Origin of the sequence: Galbibacter kalidii (genome assembly GCF_026241135.1) — a bacterium.
GTDB lineage: Bacteria > Bacteroidota > Bacteroidia > Flavobacteriales > Flavobacteriaceae > Galbibacter.
In genome coordinates, this window is the sequence record NZ_JAPFGA010000013.1 from 1 (window position 1) to 24416 (window position 24416).

Here is a 24416-nt window from a genome sequence, read left to right on the forward strand (position 1 = left end):
TTTCTTCATACTGTGTAAAATTTAAAATTAATAAAAAAATATCGGGGGTCATGACCCCCGATATTTTCTATTTACACAGTTTATGAGATGCTACCAAATCAAAAGAAAAAGGCCCCTTCAAAACGAAGGCAGCCCTTTTACAAACAAACTACAACCAAATCATTGTCCAACAAAACCTAATCTATTGTCCAACGAAACCTACAACCGTAACATTAAGACTCAAATTAATTTGTGAGGTGATTTCAATCATACTTAGGTCAATTCCGGTAGCTGATTCTACTTGCAACTCTCCGTTGAATTCCAGTTTTCCATCAGCATCGGTATCGCTATATGAGGCAAAATGAACCTCATAATCTCCCTCTTTCAAAAAGTTTAATTCATAAGCACCTGTGGTGTTGTTTATCTTGGCACTGGTCACCGCATTGGCAAAAGTCACATTACTCGCCCCTTGTCCTTCGGCTTCAGCTTCAGTATAGGTTCCTGCTTCATAAGCATAAGCAACAATTGTTTCTGAAGTATTTTGGCTGTCGTTCACATTTCCGGAAATTTTCCCGGCTTCAACTTCATTTACCAAACGTAATCCTGAAGACAACTCGGCATCAGTAGCAAAATCAAACTCATCACCAGCTTCAGCTGCCGCTATAATTGTTTTTCTCAAGTCAAAATCAACAATGATCTTATTGGCAGTAGATGCAAATACCTCTACTTTTTGAGCAATATCGATCTTATTGGATGCTGCCACTAGTGCATGTTTTGTTCCATCTACAGTTTCTACATAACATCCGGGAGCATCTCCGTCAACATCACTTTCATAATCCAGGATCAAACTTACAGATGCATTTTCCTGAGCTTTCAAGTCGATATTCCCTAAAAGTTCAGTAGTTCCGTTCTGCAAAGTCATCAAATCGACCGTAGTTGCTGTAAATCCTTCAACAGCATTTCCGTTTACTTCCACTCCGGTAATAGTTACAACTGCCGCTTGAATATTTGCATTGTCGATAGGCGCATCGGTAATAGCTACCTCTGTGTTATAGGCCTCTTCTTCTGTCCCGGCTCCACTATCGTCGTCTTTTGAACAAGACATAAACAGGACTGCTATGGCCAAGACTGCTAATTTTAAATTCAATACTCGATTTTTCATAATAATTTGTTTTAAATTAATTTCCAATTTTCTGTTTATTGCGTAGTTATCCACCCTCAGAAAGTCGCCACCTTCTAAGTCGTTTGTTATTAATATTTTAAATGGGGTTATTTAATTGTCACATCCATCAAGATATTCCGTAAATGACGCATCATTTTCTATCGTTACTGTGGTAGAATTGTTTACACTTATATTTATTGGATAGTTGATACTATAATTTTCATTTTCTGACAGATTGGTTAGATATAAATAAAATTCTTCATCACTTTCTAAGTTATGGCTCGTCTGGGCATTGTCTCCCAAGGCCGAAAAAATATAGATGGGATATTCAATATCGACACAAGTGATCGGACCTTCTCCATTATCGATACGTGTGCTACATTCTTCCTGCAATTTTATAAACTCTCCTTGATTGCTTATAGTCACGGTTTCATAGTTATAATTGGTTACCGTAATAGGGAACGTAAACTTAATAATATCCCCCGGTAGAATCACCTCCAAGTCTGCTAAAGTACTTATAGTTACCAGATTGTCATTATTGATCGTAACATCCACCGGCAAATTCACCATACTACACGGCATGCTATCAAGCAAATCGTCTACTTGTCCCTTCAACATGGTATTTCTTTCTGCCTTGGACGTAAACACAGACTCTTTGTTGTTGGTGTCTCCGTTGGATGTATCAACATCGATATCATCCTGACAAGCCATCACAGCCATTCCTAATAATATATATATGAGTTTTGTTCTCATAAGCACTTCAATGTTTGTTTTTAAAATTGTGCCTTTCTATTGGTAAGACACTTCTCTTTCAAATTACCCTACCCCAAAATTAATTTTTTTTAAATTTACTTAAATGAATTTGTACATTTGATTTATTGCCCTATGAATTGTATTGATGTAGTTGACTAAATGTATGTAATCGTTATTTATGCTAAAAGAAAAAGACAGTCTTTGTAAGGACACTATATTTGATAGTTTTTACCGGGAAAACTCTCAATCCTTACACAACTTTATGTTCTACAGGTGTGGCGACAAGCAGCGTGCACTCGACTTGGTACAGGAAGCATTTATAAAGTTGTGGGACAAATGCAGCGAAGTTTCACTAAACAAAGCAAAGAGTTATTTGTTTCAAACCGCCAATAACCTCTTCCTTAATGAAGCCAGGCATGAAAAAGTGGTTTTGGAATACAACAAACTCCATCCGGTAAAAGAATCCACTCAACAGGATCCCGAATTTATCTTGAGGGAAAAAGAATTCAACGAGAAATTACAAAATGCCATTGCCAATTTAAGTGATGGACAAAGAGAGGTCTTTCTACTGAACCGTATTGACGGAAAAAAGTATAAAGAAATAGCCGAAATGTTGGGGGTTTCAACAAAAGCAGTAGAAAAAAGAATGATGGGCGCCTTAAAGAAATTGAGGGAAGAGTTTGAATATTTTAGAAGATGATAGGTGGGGTTTTTTAGCTTTTAAGTGTCTTATAAATGAGAAAGTGGTAAAATGAAAAATGAAGAAAACATACTAAAATGGCTCAACGGAGATTTATCTCAGGATGAGCTTACTGAATTGAGACAAACCGAAGACTTTAAGTCCCTCAAACTTATCATTCGGCAAATCGAAAAATTCAGTGCGCCTGATTTTGATACTGAAGAACAATTGGCCTACCTTAAGTCGAAACGTTCAAAAGGTCGCGTTATCAAGCTCTCATCCAAGTGGTATCGAGTTGCAGCTGTGGCGGCTTCTATCGTTTTGATATTTTCCACTTTCTTATTTTTTAATAACAGGCTTACCACTGTAGAAACCGGTATAGCTGAACAAACCCTGATCACACTTCCCGATGCTTCAGAAGTTGTGATAAACGCCAAATCCCAATTGAAATATTCTGAAAAAAAATGGAATAAAAAACGGGAAGCTACGTTAAAGGGAGAGGCCTACTTTAAAGTAGCAAAAGGAAAAACATTTACCGTAAAAACCGAACAAGGAAATATCAAGGTTCTGGGTACCCAATTTAATGTAAGGGAACGCAAAAACCTGTTTGAGGTATATTGTTATGAAGGAAAAGTGGAAGTAAAAACATCGGAAGATACTTTTGTGCTGACTCCGGGAACTTATGTTTCCGTTACAGACAACAGTTCCGGTAAAATGGCTAACTTTGATGCTGAACAGCCGGGTTGGCTACAAGACGAAAGTACTTTTTACAACACGCCTCTTCACGTTGTTGTGGAAGAGCTACAAAGACAATATGATGTTGAAGTAGTTATTCCCGATAAAACATTACTGGATAAAAAGTTCACAGGAAGTTTTGTCAACAACGATCTGGACAAAGCTATAGAGGTCATCGGTTTTTTAATGAATTTGGAATATGAAATAACCGACAAGAAAGTCGTAAAACTATATGCGAAAAACTAAAGTCTGTTTTTGTTTTCTTTTATCATTTTTATTCGGCATTACTTTTTATGGTTGCTATGCCCAAGAAAAAACGCCCATCAAGGAAGTTTTTAGTGAGATTGAAAACCAATACGGAATTTCCATTTCATACATAGAAGACGATATGCGAGGCATTACCCTTTCATCTCCTTCCAAAGACCTTACTCTGGATGACCTTATCGCCTTTATCAATCAACACCCATTGCTTGAGTGCAAAAAAATTGCCGATGACCAGATAGCGATAAAACGCAGTCAACAACTGGAACGTATTTGTGGTATTGTAAAAGATACTGAATCTACCTTTCCACTTGAAGGAGCCACTATCACAACACGATCCGGCGGATCGACGATCACGGATGAAAACGGGCGCTTTGAACTCAATGACGTAAGCAGTAACGCTATCCTCACCATTAGTTTTTTGGGGTATGGAAAAATCATAGAAAAAGTTTCAGCTTTGGTGAGTAAAGGAAGCAATTGTCCTGAAATTTATATGAAAAGTATAAGTTTTGAGCTGAATGAGATCATCCTCACCAACTTATTCACCAGCGGGTTGTCTAAAAAAGCTGATGGAAGCATTGAGATTTCCAACGACGATTTCGGTATCCTTCCCGGTATGGTCAATCCCGATGTGTTACAAACCATACAGGTATTGCCCGGGGTTGAAAGTGTCAACGAATCGGTGGCCGATATCAACATCCGAGGAGGTTCACACGATCAAAACCTGATGCTGTGGGATCAAATAAAAATGTATCATTCCGGGCATTTCTTCGGATTGATCTCTGCTTTTAATCCGCAGGTTACCAAAGAAGTTAAAATCATCAAAAACGGAACCAGTTCTCAATATACTGATGGTGTTTCGGGCACGATTATCATGAAAGCCGACGACAAAGTCCAAAAACGCTTCAACGGAAGCGTAGGCTCCGATTTTTTAAGTGCCGATTTTTTGACGCACATCCCACTTTCTGATAAATTATCCCTTTCCTTGACCGGACGACGATCTTTTACCGACATCTATGAATCGCCTACCTATAAAAATTATTTTGAAAGGAGTTTTCAGGAAAGCGAACTGAACAATGCAGAGGTAGATTCCGAATCTGATTTCGTCTTCCACGATATTACCTCCAAATTAATCTACACCCCTGTAGATCGTCACAAATTATCACTCAGTTTTATCAATGTAAAAAACACGCTGGATTATTCAGAAACAGATGAAAGTCATAACGAAAACAGATTGAGCACTTTATCACAAGATAATTTGGGCGTAGGCTTTTCAGCGATCAGTGAGTGGAGTGATACTTTTAAAACGGAATTGCACACCTATTTTTCAAAATACAATCTGGAAACGGAAGACCGCGACCTGGAATCAGATCAGAGTCTGAAGCAAGAAAATGAAGTAGAAGAAACCGGGATCAAGTTCAATACCTTTACCAAATTAAGCGATCATTTTTTATGGCTCAACGGATATGATTATTCGGAAACCGGAACTTTAAATGCCTCGTATGTGATCAACCCTACCTATGAGATCATCCAAAAAAAGGTCAACAGAAAACATGCGCTTTATTCAGAAATTACCTATTCGGGGGAAAGTAATTTCCTTCGGGCTGGTATGCGGTTGAATTATTTTGAACGCTTCGGAAGTTTTCTGGCAGAACCCCGATTGAGTTTCAATCAAAAATTATCAAGCACCTTTGCTTTTAAAATCCAAGGGGAATTCAAACACCAAACCACCACACAATTTATAGACTTAAACGAGGACTTTCTAGGCGTTGAGAACAGGAGATGGGTAAACAGCGATAGCAACATCCCCATCGTGAAAAGCAAGCAAGTTTCTGCCGGGGTGGATTACAAAAACAATAATTGGTATGTGGAATTGAACGGTTTTTATAAAAAAACAGAGAATCTGATATCGGAAAGTCAGGGTTTTAACGGACAAGCGCAGTACGATGGTCACATTGGTTCGGCTGAAATCGCCGGAACGGAATTCCTGATTAACAAAAAATTGAATCAAGCTCATTTATGGACCAGCTATACTTTTAGCAAACAGAAATATCTATTTGAAACCTTGTCCGACGAATCATTCCCCGGAAATTTTAATGTCGATCACAGTTTTTCTGCTGGAATGAGTTTTTATTTCAATGAATTTTGGAGTATTTCCACAGGTTTTATCCAAAAAACGGGAAGACCTTATACACAGCCTGTAGCGGGTGAAGAAACTGTTTTGGATGGAAATACAACACGGGTAAACTACGGTGAAACAAATGCCTATAACTTACCCACCTACGCCCGTTTGGATTTTAGCACTGCTTTTACTTTTCCGTTTTCTGAAGACAGCTCCCTGTCTGTTAAAGCAGGAATTTTGAATGTTCTCAACCGGGAGAATATCATCAGTCGTTATTATACCGTTGATCCTGAAGACGATCAAAATGCCGTTCAAGTAGACCGTAATGCCTTGCCTTTAACTCCTAATATTGCGCTTAGGTATATGTTTTAATCAAAAAGAGGGTGTCTAAAAAGATCTTGATTGATCTGATTTGTGTCAGTCTGAGCCTGTCGAAGACTTATTGTTTTTCAATTGACTATACTTCGACAAGCTCAGTATGACATCCGAATTTAAAACTTTTTAGCCCCCTCTTTCCAACAAAAAAATCCCCGCTATAAAGCAGGGATTTTAATCTTTCTTTTAAAAGAGTTTTTTAGGTTTTAGCCTTCAACCTCTTCTTTGGCTTCTTCAACAGCTCCTTCTACATCTTCTTTTACTTCCTTAGCCGCTTCTTCAGCTGCTTCTTTTGTTTTCTCTGCAGCTTCTTTAACTGTTTCTCCAGTTTCTTCAGCAGCTTCCTTTACGTCTTCAGTAGTACTTTCTACCGTGTCAGCAGCTTTTTCTTTAGTGGTTTCCTTACAAGAAACAACAGAAAATCCTAATGCCAATACAAGGGCTAAACTTAAAATTACTTTTTTCATGATTTTAGTTTTATGATTTACTTAAATTGTGCAATACGAATGTAACAATATATTTCATTCGTACACAAATAAATTTTTAACAGTTTTCTGATAATTATAAAAAAGCTAAAAATTATTCAATTAATTTACGAATATAATACCCTATTTGGACTTTAGCGCCTTTATTTTTATTAATAAATTTCTTGTTAATCTCTGACCTTTCCTTCAAAACCGATTGATTTTCAATAAGGTTTGTCATTTCCGATGCAAACTCTTTTTTATCGAAAACAGATATAATCCCTCCTAACTCAACTAGATTTTCAGCCTCTTCAAAGCCCTTATAACGCTTCCCAATAATCACCGGAATCCCAAAAACCGCCGGTTCCAGTGTGTTGTGTAATCCTTTGGTTCCCATACCACCGCCTACATAAGCGATATCGGCATAACTGTATATTTTGGTCAGCAGTCCAACGGTATCTATAATAAGAACGTCAAAATCTTGAAGTTGTTTCCCTTCCTTGTCAGAAAAAAGGACTGTTTTTTTATGGATACTCTCCAACAGCTTATCTATCGACTCCCTGTCAACAACATGAGGTGCTATGATATATTTTATCTTTTCTGAATTGTCCTTATTAATGTATTCTGTAATCAAATTTTCATCCTCCGGCCAGGTACTTCCCGCTACAAAACACATTTTATCCTGCTTGAAGTCCTCAACAAAAGACAGGGTATTGTCCCGCTCCAAAATTTCCGCCACCCGGTCAAATCGTGTATCACCACTAACCTCTACATTGTCGAAGCCAATTTTTTCCAAAAGCTGTTTTGATTTTTCATTTTGAACAAAAAAACGATCGAAAGCCTTCAATGATTTCCTCATAAAACTTCCATAACTGTGAAAAAACGCCTGATCTTCCCTAAAAATCCCTGAAACCAAGAGTGTAGGGATCTCTTTTTCCTTCAACATATTCAGGTAATTTGGCCAGAATTCATATTTAACGAAAACTGCTAATTTGGGCTTGACCAAACTCAAAAAGCGAATAACATTACGTTTTATATCCAATGGAAGATAGCACACCAGATCGGCAGCATCCGTATTTTTTTTCACCTCATAACCCGATGGGGAGAAAAAAGTGACCAAAATCTTATAATCGGGAAAATCCTCTTTTGTTTGTTTGATAACAGGTAGCCCCTGTTCAAATTCACCCAAAGAAGCGGTGTGAAACCAAATCACTTGATCGGTATCCGATATATTTTCAGCTATATAATCAAAAACACCCTTTCTACCTTTAGTAAAAAGTTTGAATTTCTCACTAAACAAGGCCGCTATTTTTACTCCAAAAGCGGCTAAATACATCAAAATGTTATATAAAAAAAGCACTTTATTCCGTTTGTCGCTAAAATACGTTACTTTCTGTTAATAACCTGAGTTCAATTATTCTCACTTTGTCAAAACGGTTTTAAATAGTGAGACCTGCCTACCGGCAGGCAGGTACAAACTTTTTTATGACGCAATATCGGGATATTACGGATTAAAAAAGTGAAGTAGATTGCTGTTTAAAACTGAACATTTTAAACTTCAGCAATAAAAACACCCATTTACTGTGTTAAATTTTATCGCGATAGCTATGGCTATCCCTCAAAAATTTGCCTTGTAACTGAGTATTTTTATTGATTTTGACTTTGTGATAATAATTAAACTCAGGTTAATACATTGGAAGGGCATGCTTAATTTTGTAATTTTGTCTCATACATTAAGAACGATCTCCATGAGGAAAATACAAATGGTTGACTTGCAAAGTCAATACAATTTTATAAAAGACCAAGTTAACAATTCCATAAATGAAGTTTTAGAATCTGCTGCTTTTATCAACGGTCCTGAAGTTCAAAAATTCCAAAAAGAATTAGAAAATTATCTGGATGTGAAACACGTTATTCCGTGTGCAAACGGAACAGACGCGCTACAAATCGCCATGATGGGACTCGGACTCAAGCCTGGTGATGAAGTCATTACAGCCGATTTTACCTTTGCAGCGACCGCAGAGGTCATCGCCCTATTGAATCTGACGCCTGTTTTGGTGGATGTAGAACCGGATACCTTCAATATTGATCCGGAAGCGATCAAAAAAGCCATTACCCCAAAAACAAAAGCTATTGTCCCGGTGCATCTTTTCGGACAGTGTGCCAATATGGATGCCATTATGGAAATTGCCGAGGAACACAACCTTTATGTCATTGAAGATAATGCCCAGGGTATTGGTGCCGATTATACATTTAAGAACGGAAGCAAAAAGAAATCAGGAAATATAGGCGATGTAGCCGCTACCTCTTTCTTTCCTTCCAAAAATTTGGGATGCTACGGCGATGGTGGTGCTATTTTTACCAACGATGATGATCTGGCACATACCATTCGTGGGATCGTTAACCACGGTATGTACGAGCGTTACCACCACGATGTTGTAGGGGTGAATTCAAGGTTAGACTCCCTTCAAGCAGTTATTTTACGGGCTAAACTTCCACTTTTAGACCAATACAACACCGAAAGAAGAAAAGCGGCCATAAAATATACAGAAGCCTTGAAAGACCACCAACACATCATAACACCAGTCTTGGCAGGAAATGAAACCCTAACTGAGGATAACAGCCATCATGTTTTTCATCAATATACCCTTAGAATTACCAACGGAAAAAGGGACGAACTGGTGCAGTTCTTAAATGAAAACGGGATTCCATGCGGAGTCTATTACCCAATTCCGCTTCACCGACAAAAAGCGTATGTGGATGAGCGATATGATGAAGCCGATTTTCCGGTAACTGAGCAATTGGTAAAAGAAGTGATCTCGCTCCCTATGCACACCGAATTGGACGATGAGCAAATTGGATTTATTACTGATAAAATAAAGGCTTTTATCAGTTAAAATATTAAAAACAAATGTCACCCTGAGCCTGTCGAAGTGCATAACAACCTCGAAATGCTTCGACAGCCCTTCGACAGGCTCAGGGTGACATTACTCAGCATGACATCAATGAAAAATTAACCATCATACTTTAAAGAAATGAAAATACTAGTAACCGGCGGTCTCGGATTTATAGGCTCACATACCGTAGTGGAACTTCAAAACAAAGGCTTTGAAGTCATCATCATCGACAACCTTTCTAATTCTTCTATAGATGTTCTCGACGGAATTGCCAAAACAACCGGAAAAAAACCTTTGTTTGAAAAGCTGGATCTTCGTGAAAAAGCGGCCGTATCCGATTTTTTTAAAAAACACGATGATATTGAAGGCGTTATCCATTTTGCGGCTTCTAAAGCTGTAGGTGAAAGTGTGGAAAAACCATTACTGTATTATGAGAACAACCTCAGTACTTTGGTTTATCTGCTTCAGGAATTATCTGCCAAAAAAGATGCTTCTTTTATTTTCAGTTCTTCCTGTACCGTTTACGGACAAGCAGACAAACTCCCTATCACAGAGGACGCCCCTGTAAAAAAAGCAGAGTCGCCTTATGGGAATACCAAACAAATAGGTGAAGAGATCATTCAGGACACCTGTAAAGTCTATCAAAATATAAAAGCCATCTCCCTGCGTTACTTCAATCCGATTGGAGCACACGAAAGTACCAATATCGGTGAATTACCACTTGGAGTGCCACAAAACTTGGTTCCTTTTATTACGCAAACGGGAATTGGTTTGCGCGAACAACTCTCGGTTTTCGGAGGGGATTACCCTACGGAAGATGGTACCTGCATCCGCGATTACATCCACGTTGTCGATTTGGCCAAAGCCCATGTTATCGCTTTAGAACGCCTGATGGAAAACAAGAACAAAGCCAATTACGAGGTCTTTAATGTCGGAACTGGCACAGGAAGTTCTGTTTTGGAAGTCATCGCCAGTTTTGAAAAAGTAGCTGGTCAATCTTTGAACTACAAGGTTGTTGACAGACGTCCTGGTGATGTGATTGCTGCCTATGCAGACACCACCAAAGCCAATAACGAACTCGGTTGGAAAGCAGAATCATCGCTCAACGACGCTATGGCTTCCGCATGGAAATGGGAAAAAAAGGTACGTGGGTAGGAGAAATTTTTATGTACTTTTGCGGTAAAATAATGCTTTAGTGAGTAGTAACACAGCCACGCTATCCGGGTTTCAGCAAGTTATAGCAACGTATAAAGAGTCTCTGCAACAACAGAAACTAGGGGAATCTATTGCCCAATCGCAACACAAAATACAATTAAAAGGTCTCGTTGGTTCATCATTATCTGTCGTCATTGCCAATGCTTTTTCAGAAGTAGAATTACCTTTTTTACTGATTTTTAATGACAAGGAAGAAGCGGCTTACTATCTGAACGACCTCGAACAACTCATTGGAGAAAAACACGTACTTTTCTATCCGGGAAGTTATCGAAGACCTTATCAAATTGAAGAAACCGACAATGCCAATGTATTGTTGCGGGCGGAAGTGCTCAACCGTATCAATTCCCGGAAAAAACCGGCGGTTATTGTCACCTATCCTGATGCTCTTTTTGAAAAAGTGGTGACCAAAAGGGAACTCAATAAAAGCACCCTGAAAATCAACCTCAACGACAGTCTTTCCATCGACTTTATCAACGAAACCTTGTTTGAATATCAGTTTAAACGTGTTGATTTTGTTACCGAACCGGGCGAATTTTCAGTTCGCGGTGGAATTGTGGATGTCTTTTCTTTTTCCAACGATGAACCTTACCGTATCGAATTTTTCGGGGATGAAGTGGACAGTCTCCGGACTTTTGATGTAGAAACCCAGCTCTCTACCGAAAAACTAAAGAAAATTACCATCATCCCAAATGTTGAGAACAAACTTTTGGAAGAAGATCGCGAAAGTTTCCTGAAATACATTGCTTCAAAAACGGTTATTTTTTCAAAAAACCGCGAATTGCTGCTTTCCAAGATCGACAAACTCTTCAAAAAAGCTGAAGAAACCTTTGAAACGCTCTCCAAAGACATTAAACATGCACCTCCTGAAGAACTTTTTTGCACCGGAAACCTTATCCAAAAACAACTGGAAGGGTATACCTCTGTTACCATAGGCAACGATCTTCCGCAGGCGGAAAATGATACGGTTATCTCATTCAACACGGCTCCTCAACCTTCTTTTAACAAACACTTCAATTTGTTGATCGAGGATTTGAATAGCAAACACGAAAAAGGATACACCAACTACATTCTCTGTGTGAGTCAGCAACAAGCGAAACGCTTCCACGACATTTTTGAGGATATGGAAGAGGAAGTGCATTATCAAACGGTAGTTTTTCCCGTGTATCAAGGTTTTATTGACCACGACCTTAAAATAGCCTGTTATACTGACCATCAGATTTTTGAGCGCTACCATAAATTCCATCTAAAGAATGGCTATTCCAAGAAACAAGCTATTACCCTAAAGGAACTCACCAATCTGGAAATCGGAGATTATGTAACCCATATGGATCACGGCATTGGAAAATTCGGTGGTTTGCAAAAGATACAGGTCGAAGGTAAGCTACAGGAGGCCATCAAATTGATCTATGGCGAACGCGATATTTTATACGTAAGCATCCATTCGCTTCATAAAATCACCAAATACAACGGAAAAGACGGCAAAGCTCCCAAAATATACAAGTTAGGTTCCAATGTCTGGAAAAACCTCAAAAAGAAAACCAAGACCAAGGTCAAGGAAATCGCTTTCAACCTGATAAAATTATACGCAAAGCGAAAAACAGAAAAAGGTTTTCAATACGGACCCGACAGTTATTTGCAAAACGAACTGGAAGCTTCATTCATCTATGAAGACACGCCCGATCAAAGTAAAGCCACCGAAGACGTAAAAAGCGACATGGAAAGCGAACAGCCTATGGATCGCTTAGTCTGCGGTGATGTTGGCTTTGGAAAAACCGAAGTGGCCATCCGCGCTGCTTTCAAAGCTGTTGACAACGGCAAACAAGTGGCTGTACTTGTTCCCACCACCATTTTGGCCTTTCAACACCACAAAACCTTTAGCGAACGACTGGCTGATATGCCTATTACTGTTGATTATCTGAACCGATTCAGAACCGCCAAAGAGAAAAGGGACACCTTGGAGAATTTGGCAAACGGAAAGGTAGATATCATCATCGGGACACATCAACTGGTGAACAAAAATGTGAAACTCAAAGATCTGGGCTTACTGATTGTCGATGAAGAGCAAAAATTTGGAGTATCGGTTAAGGACAAGCTCAAAACCATAAAAGAAAACGTGGATGTCCTCACCCTTACGGCTACACCTATTCCGAGGACACTTCAATTCAGTTTGATGGCTGCCCGGGATCTTTCGGTGATCACCACACCACCGTCCAATCGCTATCCGATAGAAAGTCATGTTATCCAACTCAGCGAAGAAACTATCAGGGATGCTATTTCCTATGAAATTCAACGGGGTGGACAGGTTTTCTTTATTCATAACCGCATTGAAAACATCAAGGAAGTAGCGGGAATGATACAACGTCTTGTTCCTGATGCTAAATTAGGTATCGGACACGGGCAAATGGACGGGAAAAAACTGGAAAGGCTCATGCTTGCTTTTATGAATGGCGAATTTGATGTTTTGGTCGCTACTTCAATCATCGAAAGTGGATTGGACGTGCCTAACGCAAACACTATCTTCATCAACAACGCCAATAATTTCGGACTTTCCGATCTTCATCAAATGCGTGGACGTGTGGGACGAAGCAACAAAAAAGCGTTCTGCTATTTCATCACGCCGCCTTACTCTGCCATGACTGAAGATGCCCGTAAACGAATCCAGGCATTAGAGCAATTCACCGAATTGGGCAGCGGATTCAACATCGCCATGAAAGATTTGGAAATACGCGGTGCCGGTGATTTGTTGGGTGGTGAGCAAAGCGGATTTATCAACGAAATTGGTTTTGACACCTATCAGAAAATCCTCAACGAGGCCATTGAAGAATTGAAGGAAAATGAATTTTCTGAGCTTTACAATACCTCAGAAGAAGATAAAGTGTATGTGAAAGAGCCACAACTTGACACAGACTTGCAACTTTTGTTCCCGGACGATTACATCAATGCTATTACAGAGCGTCTCAAATTGTACAATGAACTGAGCACTATAAAAAATGAAGAAGAATTGCAAGTCTACCAGTCCAAATTGATCGATAGGTTTGGTGAGCTCCCTGAAGAAGCCAAGGGACTTCTGGACAGTGTTCGCTTAAAATGGGCGGCCACCCAAATGGGTTTGGAACGGATTTTGTTAAAACAAGGCCAGATGGTCGGGTATTTTATTTCCGATCAGCAAAGCAGTTTCTATCAAAGTACTCGTTTTCGTCATGTGCTTCAATATGTTCAGCAGCATTCTGATAAATGCAAAATGAAAGAAAAGCAAACCCGAAACGGATTAAGATTGCTTATCACATTTAAAAATATTAAGTCAGTTGACAAAGCATTACAGGTTTTAAAACCGTTTATGAATTTACAGGAAGCATAAATTATTAACTTTAAGTCATTAACGCATCCATCATGATGAAAAAAATTGTATTTTTTTTACTTTTCATACCATTTATAACCCTCTCACAACATAGCATTTCCGGAACTTTTGCCCCGGCGGAAAAATACAGCAAAGCCTTTTTGTATAAGGTTGAGGTGAGTTTCCCACAATATGTCTCTTATACCTCTATTGAAAGTGACGGCACGGTTTCCCTTACGCTTCCGGAATCATTGGAACCCGGCATGTACCGCATTGTATGTGGCCTTCCCGAAGACGAATATTATTTTGATTTTTTATATAACGGAAGTGAAGATGTTGTCTTCCATTTTGAATATGAAAAAGGAGCTTCTTTTTCCGCTTCAAAAGAAAATATGATCCTTCAGGAATACAAGGCAAAGATTGATGAAGCTCAAAAGGAAATCAATACCACTTTCGACCCTGATATATCCAAAAAAACGTTCTTAAACGCATTTCAAGCTATTGAAAACATACAGAACGATTATGAAAAACAAAGTGAAGGCATGATCGTCCATCATTATATCAGAACCGGAAGGCTTCCCATTCCTTTGCATAAAATCGATTTGGAAACCTTTAAAAACCTGGAAAAGGAACACTTTTTTGACCATATTGACTTTAACGATCCTTTTCTTCAAAATTCAGATTACCTGAAAAACGCTTCTCTGATCTATACCATTCGATTTGCGGACAGTACGCAATCGGAAACTTATTTTGAAAATATCGATCGTATTGCGGCCAAAGCCGGAGATAACCCACTACTGAAAAAATCCATCTTTGAAAAAATGTGGTATCATTTTTCTGAAGACAACAATATGCCGGTTGCCAACTATATCGCAGACAATTATTTGAAATCGCTGACAGAAGAGTTTGGGGACAAAAAGCTTTTGATTGATATCAACACCTATCAAAATACGGCTATCGGAGCTACAGCCCCCGACTTTGATCTTGGAGATTCCGAAATGATGAGCGAATTGAACAATGCTGAACATTACCTTCTCATTTTTTGGAGCAGTACTTGTTCACATTGTCTGAAAGAGCTCCCTCAAGTAAAAACTTTTTTACAAACAACCGATACAGACACCGTACAGGTCATTGCATTCGGATTGGAGGATGGCGATCTTCCGTGGAAAGAAAGTATCAAAGCCTATCCCCGTTTTATTCACGTATTTGGAGAAGGAAAATGGGAAAATCCGGTGTCTAACACCTACGGGGTGATGCAAACGCCGACTTATATCATCCTTGATGTTGACAAAAAAATCGTAGCAAAACCGGAAAGTCTGGACGACTTGAAAAAGAAGCTTAAAACACTTATCAAATCCTAAATTTCGATAGGAACCAAATAAAGAACGGGGTTGTATAAAAGTTGTGAATCCAGATGTCATGCTGAGCCTGTCGAAGCATAATTTATTGAAGTTCAATATGCCTTCGATGACCCTTCGACAAGCTCAGGGTGACAAATCAAATTCACTAAGGACTAGACCTAGACAAGCCCGTTTTTTGAAATCATTATTTAATTTACCCACATTTGGACGACCCACAATCTTTACATGTCAGACATCCTTCCTGATACATCAGGTTTGTGCCTTCACAATTCATACATTTTTGTCCTTTGGCCTCTGTTCCATTGGGCACATAACGCTTTAAGGCCCGTGCCACTCCGTTTTTCCATGTATTGATCGATTCGCTATCCAACTGCAAACTATTGATCAGATCCACTACTTTTTCTATCGACATTCCGTGGCGAAGCGTACTGGAGATCAGTTTTGCATAGTTCCAAAATTCAGGATCAAACTTATGCGACAAACCTTCAATAGTGGTTTTATACCCCCTTTTGTTTTCGTACTGGAAATCATAGCGGGAAACCCCATTTTCGTCTCGGTTTTTAATGATCAATCCATCGTTGACCCAACGGGGTAATAAAATCCCATCTTCATCATCGGCAAGTCCGGTAAATATTTCATAAGGTTTTCCGTCTATCAATCCGATAAAGGCTATCCATTTTTCTTTGTTGTTTTGAAAACGGACCACATCAGCTTCCAGGGTCTGCGGACGCTTTGTTGGGAAAATATCCCCTGTATTGTCGTCGGCTTCATCTTTTTTATCATCATTGGAAATCAAAACACCACTTCTCGATCCGTCCCGATATACCGTTACGCCTTTACAGCCCACTTTCCACGCTTCCAAGTACAGTTTTCCTACCAATTCTTCAGAAGCATCATTTGGCAAATTGATGGTCACACTGATCGAATGATCCACCCATTTTTGCACTGCTCCTTGCAATTGCACCTTGCTCAACCAATCTACATCATTGGAAGTGGCTTTGTAGTAAGGTGATTTTTTTACCAGTTGATCTAATTCTTTCTGGTCATAATTTTTTGCTGTATCGATACCTTTGATCTCCATCCATTCCTTAAAACGATGGTGGAAAACCACGTATTCTTCCCAAGAATCGCCTACCTCATCTATAAAATCAACGCGCACGTCTTTATCGTTAGGATTTACCTTTCTTCTTCGCTTATAAACCGGCAAGAAAACAGGTTCGATCCCGGAAGTGGTCTGAGTCATTAAACTGGTAGTTCCTGTTGGCGCAATGGTCAACAAAGCAATGTTCCTTCGGCCGTATTCCAACATTTCATAATACAATTTTTCATCAGCTTCTTTAAGGCGAAGGATAAAAGGGTTGTCCTTCTCTCTTTCAGCATCAAAAATTGAAAATGCCCCACGCTCTTTGGCTGTGTGTACCGACGCCCGGTAGGTTTCTAATGCAATAGTTTTGTGTACTTCAACAGAAAATTGATTGGCTTTTTTTGTTCCGTAACGCAATCCCAAAGCGGCAAGCATATCGCCTTCGGCAGTGATTCCAATTCCGGTTCTTCTCCCTTCTTGAGCTTTTTTGCGGATATTCAACCACAGACTTCGCTCCGCACCTTTTATTTCTTCACCCTCGGGATCGGCATCAATCTTTGCTAAGATAGCATCTATTTTTTCCAGTTCGAGATCTATAATATCATCCATCATACGCTGTGCTAATGCCACGTGTTTTTTGAACAGTTTAAAATTGAAAACAGCCTTATCGGTAAACGGATGATTTACATATGAATACAAATTGATGGCCAGCAATCGACAGGAATCATAAGGACATAACGGAATTTCACCACAAGGGTTGGTAGAAACTGTCTGGTATCCCAAATCGGCATAACAATCCGGCACCGATTCCCTAGTAATGGTATCCCAGAATAAAATTCCGGGTTCGGCTGACTTCCATGCATTGTGAACGATTTTTCCCCAAAGTTCTGAAGCTTCTATCGCTTTACTATATTTGGGTACTTCACTATGGATAGGATATTTTTGGGTATATTTACCTGAAGACTCCACTGCTTTCATAAATGCATCGTCAATTCTAACGGAAACATTAGCTCCGGTCACTTTTCCTTCTTGCATTTTGGCGTCTATAAAATCTTCTGAATCGGGGTGGTTGATCGACACTGAAAGCATCAATGCACCGCGACGTCCGTCTTGGGCTACTTCTCTAGTGGAATTTGAATAACGTTCCATAAACGGTACTATTCCGGTTGAAGTCAGGGCCGAATTCTTTACAGGAGAACCTTTGGGACGGATATGGGACAGGTCGTGACCTACACCTCCACGGCGTTTCATCAGCTGTACCTGTTCCTGATCTATTTTCAAGACCCCACCATAAGAATCAGACTTCCCGTCGTTTCCAATCACAAAGCAATTGGACAGGGATGCAATTTGATACGGGTTCCCGATGCCGGCCATCGGACTTCCCTGCGGTACTATATATCTGAAATTTTTCATCAAGTCGAAAAGTTCATCTTCGCTTAACGAGTTTGGATATTTTTTTTCTATCCGAGCCAATTCTTTAGCAATACGACGGTGCATATCGTCCGGTGTGCGTTCGTAGATATTGCCATCAGAATCTTTTAATGCATATTTATTTACCCAGACCGTTGCCGCCAGGTCATCGCCCTTAAAATATTTTAAAGAAGCCGCCACCGCTTCTTCTTGCGTATATGTTTTTTGTGGTTTTGTAATAGTAGTTTCCTGCATAACTAATATTTATGAGTTAAAAAGTGAAAAAAGTGAAGTATGGTACAGATAAGGGAGTATAAAGCTACAATTAATTTAAACACAACTTGTGTTTATTTTTCTAAAGTTAACACATTTTTATGAACAAGATATTGATAATCAGAAAAATAAAAATTTATAAACATCAAAAAGTTAACAATTTTTGAATCTTTTTTGGATTTTATTTGTACGGGAGGTATAATTTTAAGAATAGAAGGGATCCCTCTATTATTATCACAACTCTCCTTGAGAGAAACCAATTCCGACATAAATAAATTTTCATTTATTCTTTTTTGCATCGCCCAAAAAAGTCTAGGCTGACGATAAAAACATAAGAAAATACTACGGAACCCCCAGCCACAGATAAAAATAACTCATTCCACCTTAGGGCGGAACTCAAACAGATTTTTATCTTCATGCCACCGCTGCTTCCTTGATTTTCAATGTTTTTATCGTAGGCCGGAACCAAATCCCAAACATTGATATTTCATTCAAGTCTCAGCAATCAAAAATTCAATAAAACGTTTTGAATATCATTTCATTGAAGAAAATAAAAAACCGCTAAAGAAAGCGGTTTTTAAATTGATTTTTAAAGCTAGTAATTATGCCTTATTCAAAAAACAATGCTCTACAAAGATTTTAGATCTTTTATCACTTTAAAGGCTTTGTCTATTTGTTCTTCCCCTACAATAATGGTAAACTCATTAGTGGTGGATATTACTTCGTGTAAAATAATACCCTCCCATGCCAATCGTTGAAAAATAAAATAGTAAATCCCCGGAATAATCACATTTTCTTCAGGAAGTTTTACACTAATTGAAGATAGTTTATCCACTTTTTGAGTGCGCTTTTCATCTTTAAAAATCTCTTCTACCACGTTGTTCATTGAATTACTCACCACTATATTGGTTTCGTTTACCCCACGTGAAGACGTATAGAAGACATCTTTATTCTCGGTCACCTCCTGTAAAAGTTTTGCCTGCTTGTTGAGTATGGTGTCTGAGACCAAAAAGGTGTAATCGGTCAAGGAAGAACGTACCGTAATTTCCCCAATATTTTTCAGCACTTTTAAAATTCGGTGTGTAGCCCTGAATTCAAGTTCAGAAGATAATCTTTTTAAAGCCATGACTATGGCTCCGTTTCGGACTTCTTTCCCTAATTGTTCTTCAATTTCCGGTTTGATATTTCTGGAAAGTGAGGTGAGGTTAATGATGCCCTGCGCCAATGCACTTTGTAAAAAAGGCTTGGACTTGATGTAGTTTTCAACTACTGAAGAAATTGTTTTCATTGTCTGGTTTTGGTTTTTTACAGGGGTAAAATTAAACCATCTTTTCCTTAAAAGCAAAAAATAACACTAAATGTTTTATTTATAACATTTAGAAATGATAAAAAGCATCTTCAATATGTTTTATTTCATGCATCTTATTGATCCTCAAAACGGTTATGATATCAAAACGTACCTCCACATCAAGATCATTTTTTACCACATAATGATCAACGGCCTTGACCAGTAAACGTATCTTTTTCTTGCTCACAAAACTCTGTGGTTCACCAAAATAAGTCGAACTCCGCGCTTTTACCTCTACAGCAGCCAAACAATCATTTTTAAGGGCTATGATATCGACCTCTGCTTTACCAAAGCGATAATTTCGCTCCAGGATTTCGTATCCCTGACTCAGAAGATGATCGGCTGCCATTTGTTCTGCTTTTTCACCAAAATCGTTGTGTTCTGCCATAATTCATCGCTTTAAATAGATTAAATTCAGCGATCAAGATAGATAATTTTCGTTTTAAATGCGATAAAAATAACCGACTTTAATCAACGAACTCATTCAAGATTTCCCTATCGCCTGCAAAATGAGTTCAATTTCAATCTTGTTTTTCATTCAAAAGTTATGCATTGGCATCCCTCAAATTAAAAAATTAAATACGGGTAAATTTCACTCAATCAAATATCATTCTACTCCATTGAAAATCCTTATTTTTGTCATTTGATCAAAATTTGAAAATGTCACAGAAATACAACGATACTCCCCAAAACAAAAACAGATTTACGATTACTGCCGCATTGCCATACACCAATGGCCCTATCCATATTGGTCATTTGGCGGGTGTTTATGTTCCGGCAGATATTTATGCGCGCTACCTGAGATTGAAAGGAAAAGATGTGGCCTTTATCTGCGGAAGTGACGAGCACGGTGTTGCCATTCCCATGAAAGCTAAAAAAGAAGGGGTGACACCACAGGAGATCATCGACAAATATCACGGGATCATCAAAAAATCGTTTCAGGATTTTGGGATTTCTTTTGACAATTATTCGCGTACTTCAGCAGAAATTCATCATAAAACAGCATCCGATTTCTTTAAAAAACTCTATGAAGACGGGAATTTTATTGAAGAAGTCACTGAACAATTATATGACGACGAAGCACAGCAATTCCTCGCCGACCGATTCGTGACCGGTACTTGCCCAAGATGTTCTTTTGAGGGTGCCTATGGCGATCAATGTGAGAATTGCGGGAGTTCGTTGAACGCTACCGACCTCATCGATCCGAAGTCGGCTATCACAGGCTCAATCCCTGCCCTGAAACAAACAAAGCACTGGTTCCTTCCTTTAGACCAATACGACACTTTTTTAAGGGAATGGATCATCAAAGGACATAAAAATGATTGGAAACCCAATGTCTACGGACAAGTAAAAAGTTGGATTGACGAAGGATTGAAACCACGTGCGGTGACACGCGACCTCGATTGGGGGATTCCCGTTCCCGTAGAAGGAGCTGACGGCAAGGTACTTTATGTCTGGTTTGATGCGCCCATCGGTTATATTTCCTCCACAAAAGAATGGGCAGAAAAAGAAGGAAAAGACTGGGAAGCTTATTGGAAGGATTCCAGACTGATCCACTTTATTGGAAAAGACAATATTGTTTTCCACTGTATTATTTTCCCATCTATGCTACAAGCTCACGGCGATTTTATATTGCCCGAAAACGTACCGGCCAACGAATTTTTAAATCTGGAAGGCCAAAAACTTTCCACTTCCAAAAACTGGGCGGTGTGGCTGCATGAATATTTGGAAGAATTTCCTGAAAAACAAGACGTATTGCGCTACACACTCACCGCTAACGCTCCAGAAACCAAAGACAATGATTTTACCTGGAAAGACTTCCAGGCGAGGAATAATAATGAGTTGGTGGCCATTTTCGGAAATTTCATCAACAGGGTGGTTGTTTTATCACACAAATATTACGATGGTATTATTCCCGAACCAGAGGAACTGTCAACGATTGACAAGCAAACTCTTCAGGAATTGAAAAAATATCCGGAAATCCTTTCCACTTCTATTGAAAAATATCGTTTCAGGGAAGCTTCCCAGGAGTTGATGAACCTCGCCAGACTCGGAAACAAATATCTGGCTGATGAAGAACCCTGGAAAGTCATCAAAGAAGACGAGGCGCGTGTAAAAACGATTATGTATGTGGCGTTGCAAATCGCGTCAGGACTTGCCGTGCTAAGCGAACCTTTTTTACCTTTTACTTCAGAAAAATTAAAAGGAATGCTAGCTTTCAATACACTTAGTGAAGCTCCACAATGGAATGATGTAGTTGAAAAAGAAGTGTTACTTCCGGCAGGGCACAGGATTGAAAAAGCATCTTTGCTCTTCTCAAAAATTGAGGATGCAGAGATTCAGAAACAATTGGAAAAACTTGAAGCCACCAAAAAAGCAAATGAAGCTGAAACAAAAACTGAGAAAGCAATGACTGAACCACAAAAAGACACCATCACTTTTGACGATTTTACTAAACTCGATATCCGTGTAGGGACTATTCTTGAAGCTGAAAAAATGCCAAAAGCCGATAAACTTATCGTTTTGAAAGTTGATACTGGTATTGATGTACGCACCATTGTTTCCGGGATCGCAAAAAGTTTTAATGCCGAAGATATTATAGGAAAGCAAGTAAGCGTTTTGGTCAATCTCGCCCCGAGAAAACTAAGAGGTGTAGAAAGTGAAGGTATGATCTTAATGACCGAAAACAAAGATGGAAAACTTGTTTTCATCAATCCGGATGAAGACGGCACTCAAAATGGGGTAACCATTAACTAAAAAAGGTGTACAACCTGACGTTATTATGAAATGCCCATAACCGGTTTTTCAAACACCAACCGATATGATAATCGGGGCATTACATCTGACCGTTGAAAAACAAATAAATATGAACAGATGAAACTGATTATCAATATCATCATCATTATACTTTTTCCGTTTTTGGTCGTTTCACAATCCAATGTAAAAACAACGACCGACAAAAATACCTGGCAAGAGTTCACCTATGATATGGGAAGTGTTTTTGGTGGAATAGGATATGCATACAGCCGTCCTTTTCATTGGGATTCTGATAATTGGTCGACATTTGGAGGGGTAGCCACAGGAACACTACTTGCCTACACCATAGACAGCAATGCCAAAACCTTTTTTGAAAACCAAAAAGAAGACATCCCTGAGCTTGTGCGGGATTACGGATGGTACTACGGGAGTCCGCAAAACAATTATATGCTCACCGGCGCTGTTTATTTAACCGGTCTGATCACCAAAAATGAAAAACTAAGACGAGCAGGGGTGCTTCTTATCTCCTCTGCCTCCACTGCCGGATTGTTACAACAAGCCAGCAAATATGCCTTCGGAAGGGCAAGGCCAAGAAGTGGTGACGATAAAAACACTTTTCATCCCTTTTCCAGCGATAAAGACTATCATTCTTTTCCTTCCGGACATGCTATTCTCGCTTTTACCAATGCTTATGCCATCGCCAAACAATTTAAAAATCCGTGGGTAAAAGCCGGGTTATATACCGTTGGCTTGGTTCCGGGAGTATCCAGATTATGGGAAGGAGCACATTGGCTTAGTGATATGACCTTAAGTATTGCCATTAGCATCTTTACCGTTGAGGCTATTGATCGGTATTTGGATTCCCGATACAGTGAAAAATACAACCGGCAACATAAAAATGTGAGTTGGAACCTTAAACTCTCCCCGGGGCAATTGGGGGTGGTGGCTTGTTTTTAGGGGTGTTATTATAACGGTTAAGTACAAGCGTAGGCGAGGTTATAAAAATTCCATATAGCGCAGAAATATTTTTCGCATCATGCATTATCCATACACGGATTGCAAATCCGCTTTATCGGGTTATATATAGGTTTTGTTGTAAAACGTTTTTACTCCGTCATTTTTCGTCCGTCTGTTTTACCTCCACAGTTTTTTGATTGAAATTATAGATGGCAAGTCCAGCTATAAATATTAGCACGTTCAAGGCCAACTTTGCGATCCCATCAGAAATATCATCACCAATCAATAATTTTATTGTCTTTCCAATAATTACAAGTCCGCCTCCTAGCATTAATATTACGGCCCAAACATTTATCCCCATTTTGGCATGCTTATGTTTCATCAATACTAAAACTAGAACTATTATTTGTATAATCGTAGGGATTAGTGCAATCAGACTTTTAGAAATTAAAAAAGTGTATAAATTCCAGCATATTAGAAGTCCAAGTGCTACTATTATCAAAATTTGAAATGTTTGATTTTTAAAAAAGGTCTTTTCCATTAGTTGGTTTGGTAAATGTTTTACAACTCGTTATATAATTACTAAAAATACATTTTTATGGTCTTTTTCGGGTTTTGTTAAGGAAGAACCAACCCATGCTTGTGCCTTTTTATAGCATATAGAAGCTATGGGTGCCAATATTTTACAATTTACAGGCTTGTGCAACCCGTTGTTGTACCACGTTTTATTTTAATATTCTTTTTATTCTTTCACTATGTAGTTTATTTAATTTACAAAGTGGTTTTAAACTTTTGTCAACATACTTGTCTTGCAATAAGTTAGAGTTTACTTTTGAAGTATAAAATACAGGTAATTTAAAATTATTTGGATAATACTTTCTATTTGTTACGTGATTAATCGATCTAGTATCTTCAGAGCATATTATTCTACATTTAGTATCTACTACTATTGCAGGGAGATGAGGATCATCAAAGTCAGTATCGTCATTTTTATTTTCTATTTCTTTCTGTAATTTATCTATATTTTCATTACATCCTTCAATAACCTTTCCCACGTCTTTTAAAAGTCTAATAATTGGTAAATATTTAGGTGTTTTGCTTAACTCTTTTTTGTATTTAGTGCCACCATATATCATTATACCTTTTCCTGTTAAAATCCATTCTAATACCGGCTTGAACTCTGTATGTTTATGTGATGATGGAGAAAAAACGTTAGCGATTGAATTAGTATCAATTATTATAGCCAT

18 protein-coding genes are annotated in these 24416 nt (G+C 38.7%); 9 read left to right on the forward strand and 9 right to left on the reverse strand.

Translation table 11 applies throughout. The features are described from left to right. Positions 1 to 181 precede the first annotated feature (181 nt). A complete protein-coding gene (locus OOZ15_RS13250; protein ID WP_265956903.1) occupies positions 182 to 1141 on the reverse strand; it encodes a DUF4382 domain-containing protein in 960 nt (319 codons plus the stop codon). 111 nt (positions 1142 to 1252) lie between these two features. Beyond that, positions 1253 to 1894 carry a hypothetical protein gene (locus tag OOZ15_RS13255; protein ID WP_265956904.1) on the reverse strand — a complete coding sequence of 214 codons (642 nt, stop codon included), beginning with the start codon at positions 1892 to 1894 and terminating at the stop codon, positions 1253 to 1255. Positions 1895 to 2072: 178 nt separating this feature from the next. Between OOZ15_RS13255 and OOZ15_RS13260 the strand changes: the two genes are divergently transcribed. Genes OOZ15_RS13260 through OOZ15_RS13270 form a run of 3 tightly spaced genes read left to right on the forward strand, consistent with a single transcriptional unit; the run spans position 2073 to position 6063 of the window. Beyond that, complete coding sequence (locus OOZ15_RS13260) at positions 2073 to 2594, forward strand: RNA polymerase sigma factor (protein ID WP_265956905.1); 522 nt, start codon at positions 2073 to 2075, stop codon at positions 2592 to 2594. 51 nt (positions 2595 to 2645) lie between these two features. Next, positions 2646 to 3554 carry a FecR family protein gene (locus OOZ15_RS13265; protein WP_265956906.1) on the forward strand — a complete coding sequence of 303 codons (909 nt, stop codon included), beginning with the start codon at positions 2646 to 2648 and terminating at the stop codon, positions 3552 to 3554. Then, on the forward strand, positions 3541 to 6063 hold the full coding sequence (locus OOZ15_RS13270; protein ID WP_265956907.1) for a TonB-dependent receptor: 2523 nt from the start codon (positions 3541 to 3543) through the stop codon (positions 6061 to 6063). The genes OOZ15_RS13265 and OOZ15_RS13270 overlap by 14 nt, the downstream gene beginning before the upstream one ends. A gap of 209 nt (positions 6064 to 6272) precedes the next feature. Here OOZ15_RS13270 and OOZ15_RS13275 read toward each other — a convergent pair whose 3' ends face one another. Beyond that, a complete protein-coding gene (locus OOZ15_RS13275; protein WP_265956908.1) occupies positions 6273 to 6533 on the reverse strand; it encodes a hypothetical protein in 261 nt (86 codons plus the stop codon). A 112-nt stretch (positions 6534 to 6645) separates the two neighbouring features. Beyond that, a complete protein-coding gene (locus OOZ15_RS13280; protein ID WP_323053906.1) occupies positions 6646 to 7866 on the reverse strand; it encodes a 3-deoxy-D-manno-octulosonic acid transferase in 1221 nt (406 codons plus the stop codon). 412 nt (positions 7867 to 8278) lie between these two features. Here OOZ15_RS13280 and OOZ15_RS13285 point away from each other — a divergent pair, with 412 nt between their 5' ends. From OOZ15_RS13285 to OOZ15_RS13300, 4 genes are all read left to right on the forward strand, one after another. Then, on the forward strand, positions 8279 to 9427 hold the full coding sequence (locus tag OOZ15_RS13285) for a DegT/DnrJ/EryC1/StrS family aminotransferase (protein WP_265956910.1): 1149 nt from the start codon (positions 8279 to 8281) through the stop codon (positions 9425 to 9427). Between the two features lie 138 nt (positions 9428 to 9565). Further along, complete coding sequence (gene galE / locus OOZ15_RS13290; RefSeq protein WP_265956911.1) at positions 9566 to 10582, forward strand: UDP-glucose 4-epimerase GalE; 1017 nt, start codon at positions 9566 to 9568, stop codon at positions 10580 to 10582. 40 nt (positions 10583 to 10622) lie between these two features. Beyond that, positions 10623 to 14000, forward strand: a complete 3378-nt coding sequence (gene mfd / locus OOZ15_RS13295; RefSeq protein ID WP_265956912.1) for a transcription-repair coupling factor — start codon at positions 10623 to 10625, stop codon at positions 13998 to 14000. A gap of 32 nt (positions 14001 to 14032) precedes the next feature. Then, a complete protein-coding gene (locus OOZ15_RS13300) occupies positions 14033 to 15340 on the forward strand; it encodes a TlpA family protein disulfide reductase (RefSeq protein ID WP_265956913.1) in 1308 nt (435 codons plus the stop codon). A gap of 193 nt (positions 15341 to 15533) precedes the next feature. On the opposite strand, the gene OOZ15_RS13305 is transcribed toward OOZ15_RS13300, so the two are convergent. From OOZ15_RS13305 to OOZ15_RS13315, 3 genes are all read right to left on the reverse strand, one after another. Next, positions 15534 to 18089, reverse strand: coding sequence for an adenosylcobalamin-dependent ribonucleoside-diphosphate reductase (locus tag OOZ15_RS13305; protein WP_265956914.1), 2556 nt, complete (start codon positions 18087 to 18089; stop codon positions 15534 to 15536). Between the two features lie 646 nt (positions 18090 to 18735). Next, positions 18736 to 19395 carry an aspartate kinase gene (locus OOZ15_RS13310; protein WP_265956915.1) on the reverse strand — a complete coding sequence of 220 codons (660 nt, stop codon included), beginning with the start codon at positions 19393 to 19395 and terminating at the stop codon, positions 18736 to 18738. Positions 19396 to 19483: 88 nt separating this feature from the next. Beyond that, entirely contained in the window at positions 19484 to 19843 is a 360-nt protein-coding gene (locus tag OOZ15_RS13315) for a YraN family protein (RefSeq protein ID WP_265956916.1), read from the reverse strand. A 272-nt stretch (positions 19844 to 20115) separates the two neighbouring features. Between OOZ15_RS13315 and metG the strand changes: the two genes are divergently transcribed. Both metG and OOZ15_RS13325 read left to right on the forward strand, forming a co-directional pair. Further along, positions 20116 to 22212 (forward strand): methionine--tRNA ligase, encoded by a 2097-nt coding sequence (gene metG / locus OOZ15_RS13320; RefSeq protein WP_265956917.1) that lies wholly within the window; start codon positions 20116 to 20118, stop codon positions 22210 to 22212. Between the two features lie 117 nt (positions 22213 to 22329). Further along, on the forward strand, positions 22330 to 23169 hold the full coding sequence (locus OOZ15_RS13325; RefSeq protein WP_265956918.1) for a phosphatase PAP2 family protein: 840 nt from the start codon (positions 22330 to 22332) through the stop codon (positions 23167 to 23169). 157 nt (positions 23170 to 23326) lie between these two features. On the opposite strand, the gene OOZ15_RS13330 is transcribed toward OOZ15_RS13325, so the two are convergent. Both OOZ15_RS13330 and OOZ15_RS13335 read right to left on the reverse strand, forming a co-directional pair. Then, positions 23327 to 23710, reverse strand: a complete 384-nt coding sequence (locus OOZ15_RS13330; RefSeq protein ID WP_265956919.1) for a hypothetical protein — start codon at positions 23708 to 23710, stop codon at positions 23327 to 23329. 184 nt (positions 23711 to 23894) lie between these two features. Continuing rightward, positions 23895 to 24416 carry a hypothetical protein gene (locus OOZ15_RS13335; protein WP_265956920.1) on the reverse strand — a complete coding sequence of 174 codons (522 nt, stop codon included), beginning with the start codon at positions 24414 to 24416 and terminating at the stop codon, positions 23895 to 23897.

Excerpts from the sequence above, each read along its gene's own strand:
- OOZ15_RS13250 (WP_265956903.1), bottom strand. The coding sequence starts at position 1,141 with ATGAAAAATCGAGTATTGAATTTAAAATTAGCAGTCTTGGCCATAGCA.
- OOZ15_RS13255 (WP_265956904.1), bottom strand. The coding sequence starts at position 1,894 with ATGAGAACAAAACTCATATATATATTATTAGGAATGGCTGTGATGGCT.
- OOZ15_RS13260 (WP_265956905.1), top strand. The coding sequence starts at position 2,073 with ATGCTAAAAGAAAAAGACAGTCTTTGTAAGGACACTATATTTGATAGT.
- OOZ15_RS13265 (WP_265956906.1), top strand. The coding sequence starts at position 2,646 with ATGAAAAATGAAGAAAACATACTAAAATGGCTCAACGGAGATTTATCT.
- OOZ15_RS13270 (WP_265956907.1), top strand. The coding sequence starts at position 3,541 with ATGCGAAAAACTAAAGTCTGTTTTTGTTTTCTTTTATCATTTTTATTC.
- OOZ15_RS13275 (WP_265956908.1), bottom strand. The coding sequence starts at position 6,533 with ATGAAAAAAGTAATTTTAAGTTTAGCCCTTGTATTGGCATTAGGATTT.
- OOZ15_RS13280 (WP_323053906.1), bottom strand. The coding sequence starts at position 7,866 with ATGTATTTAGCCGCTTTTGGAGTAAAAATAGCGGCCTTGTTTAGTGAG.
- OOZ15_RS13285 (WP_265956910.1), top strand. The coding sequence starts at position 8,279 with ATGAGGAAAATACAAATGGTTGACTTGCAAAGTCAATACAATTTTATA.
- galE (WP_265956911.1), top strand. The coding sequence starts at position 9,566 with ATGAAAATACTAGTAACCGGCGGTCTCGGATTTATAGGCTCACATACC.
- OOZ15_RS13300 (WP_265956913.1), top strand. The coding sequence starts at position 14,033 with ATGATGAAAAAAATTGTATTTTTTTTACTTTTCATACCATTTATAACC.
- OOZ15_RS13305 (WP_265956914.1), bottom strand. The coding sequence starts at position 18,089 with ATGCAGGAAACTACTATTACAAAACCACAAAAAACATATACGCAAGAA.
- OOZ15_RS13310 (WP_265956915.1), bottom strand. The coding sequence starts at position 19,395 with ATGAAAACAATTTCTTCAGTAGTTGAAAACTACATCAAGTCCAAGCCT.
- OOZ15_RS13315 (WP_265956916.1), bottom strand. The coding sequence starts at position 19,843 with ATGGCAGAACACAACGATTTTGGTGAAAAAGCAGAACAAATGGCAGCC.
- metG (WP_265956917.1), top strand. The coding sequence starts at position 20,116 with ATGTCACAGAAATACAACGATACTCCCCAAAACAAAAACAGATTTACG.
- OOZ15_RS13325 (WP_265956918.1), top strand. The coding sequence starts at position 22,330 with ATGAAACTGATTATCAATATCATCATCATTATACTTTTTCCGTTTTTG.
- OOZ15_RS13330 (WP_265956919.1), bottom strand. The coding sequence starts at position 23,710 with ATGGAAAAGACCTTTTTTAAAAATCAAACATTTCAAATTTTGATAATA.
- OOZ15_RS13335 (WP_265956920.1), bottom strand. The coding sequence starts at position 24,416 with ATGGCTATAATAATTGATACTAATTCAATCGCTAACGTTTTTTCTCCA.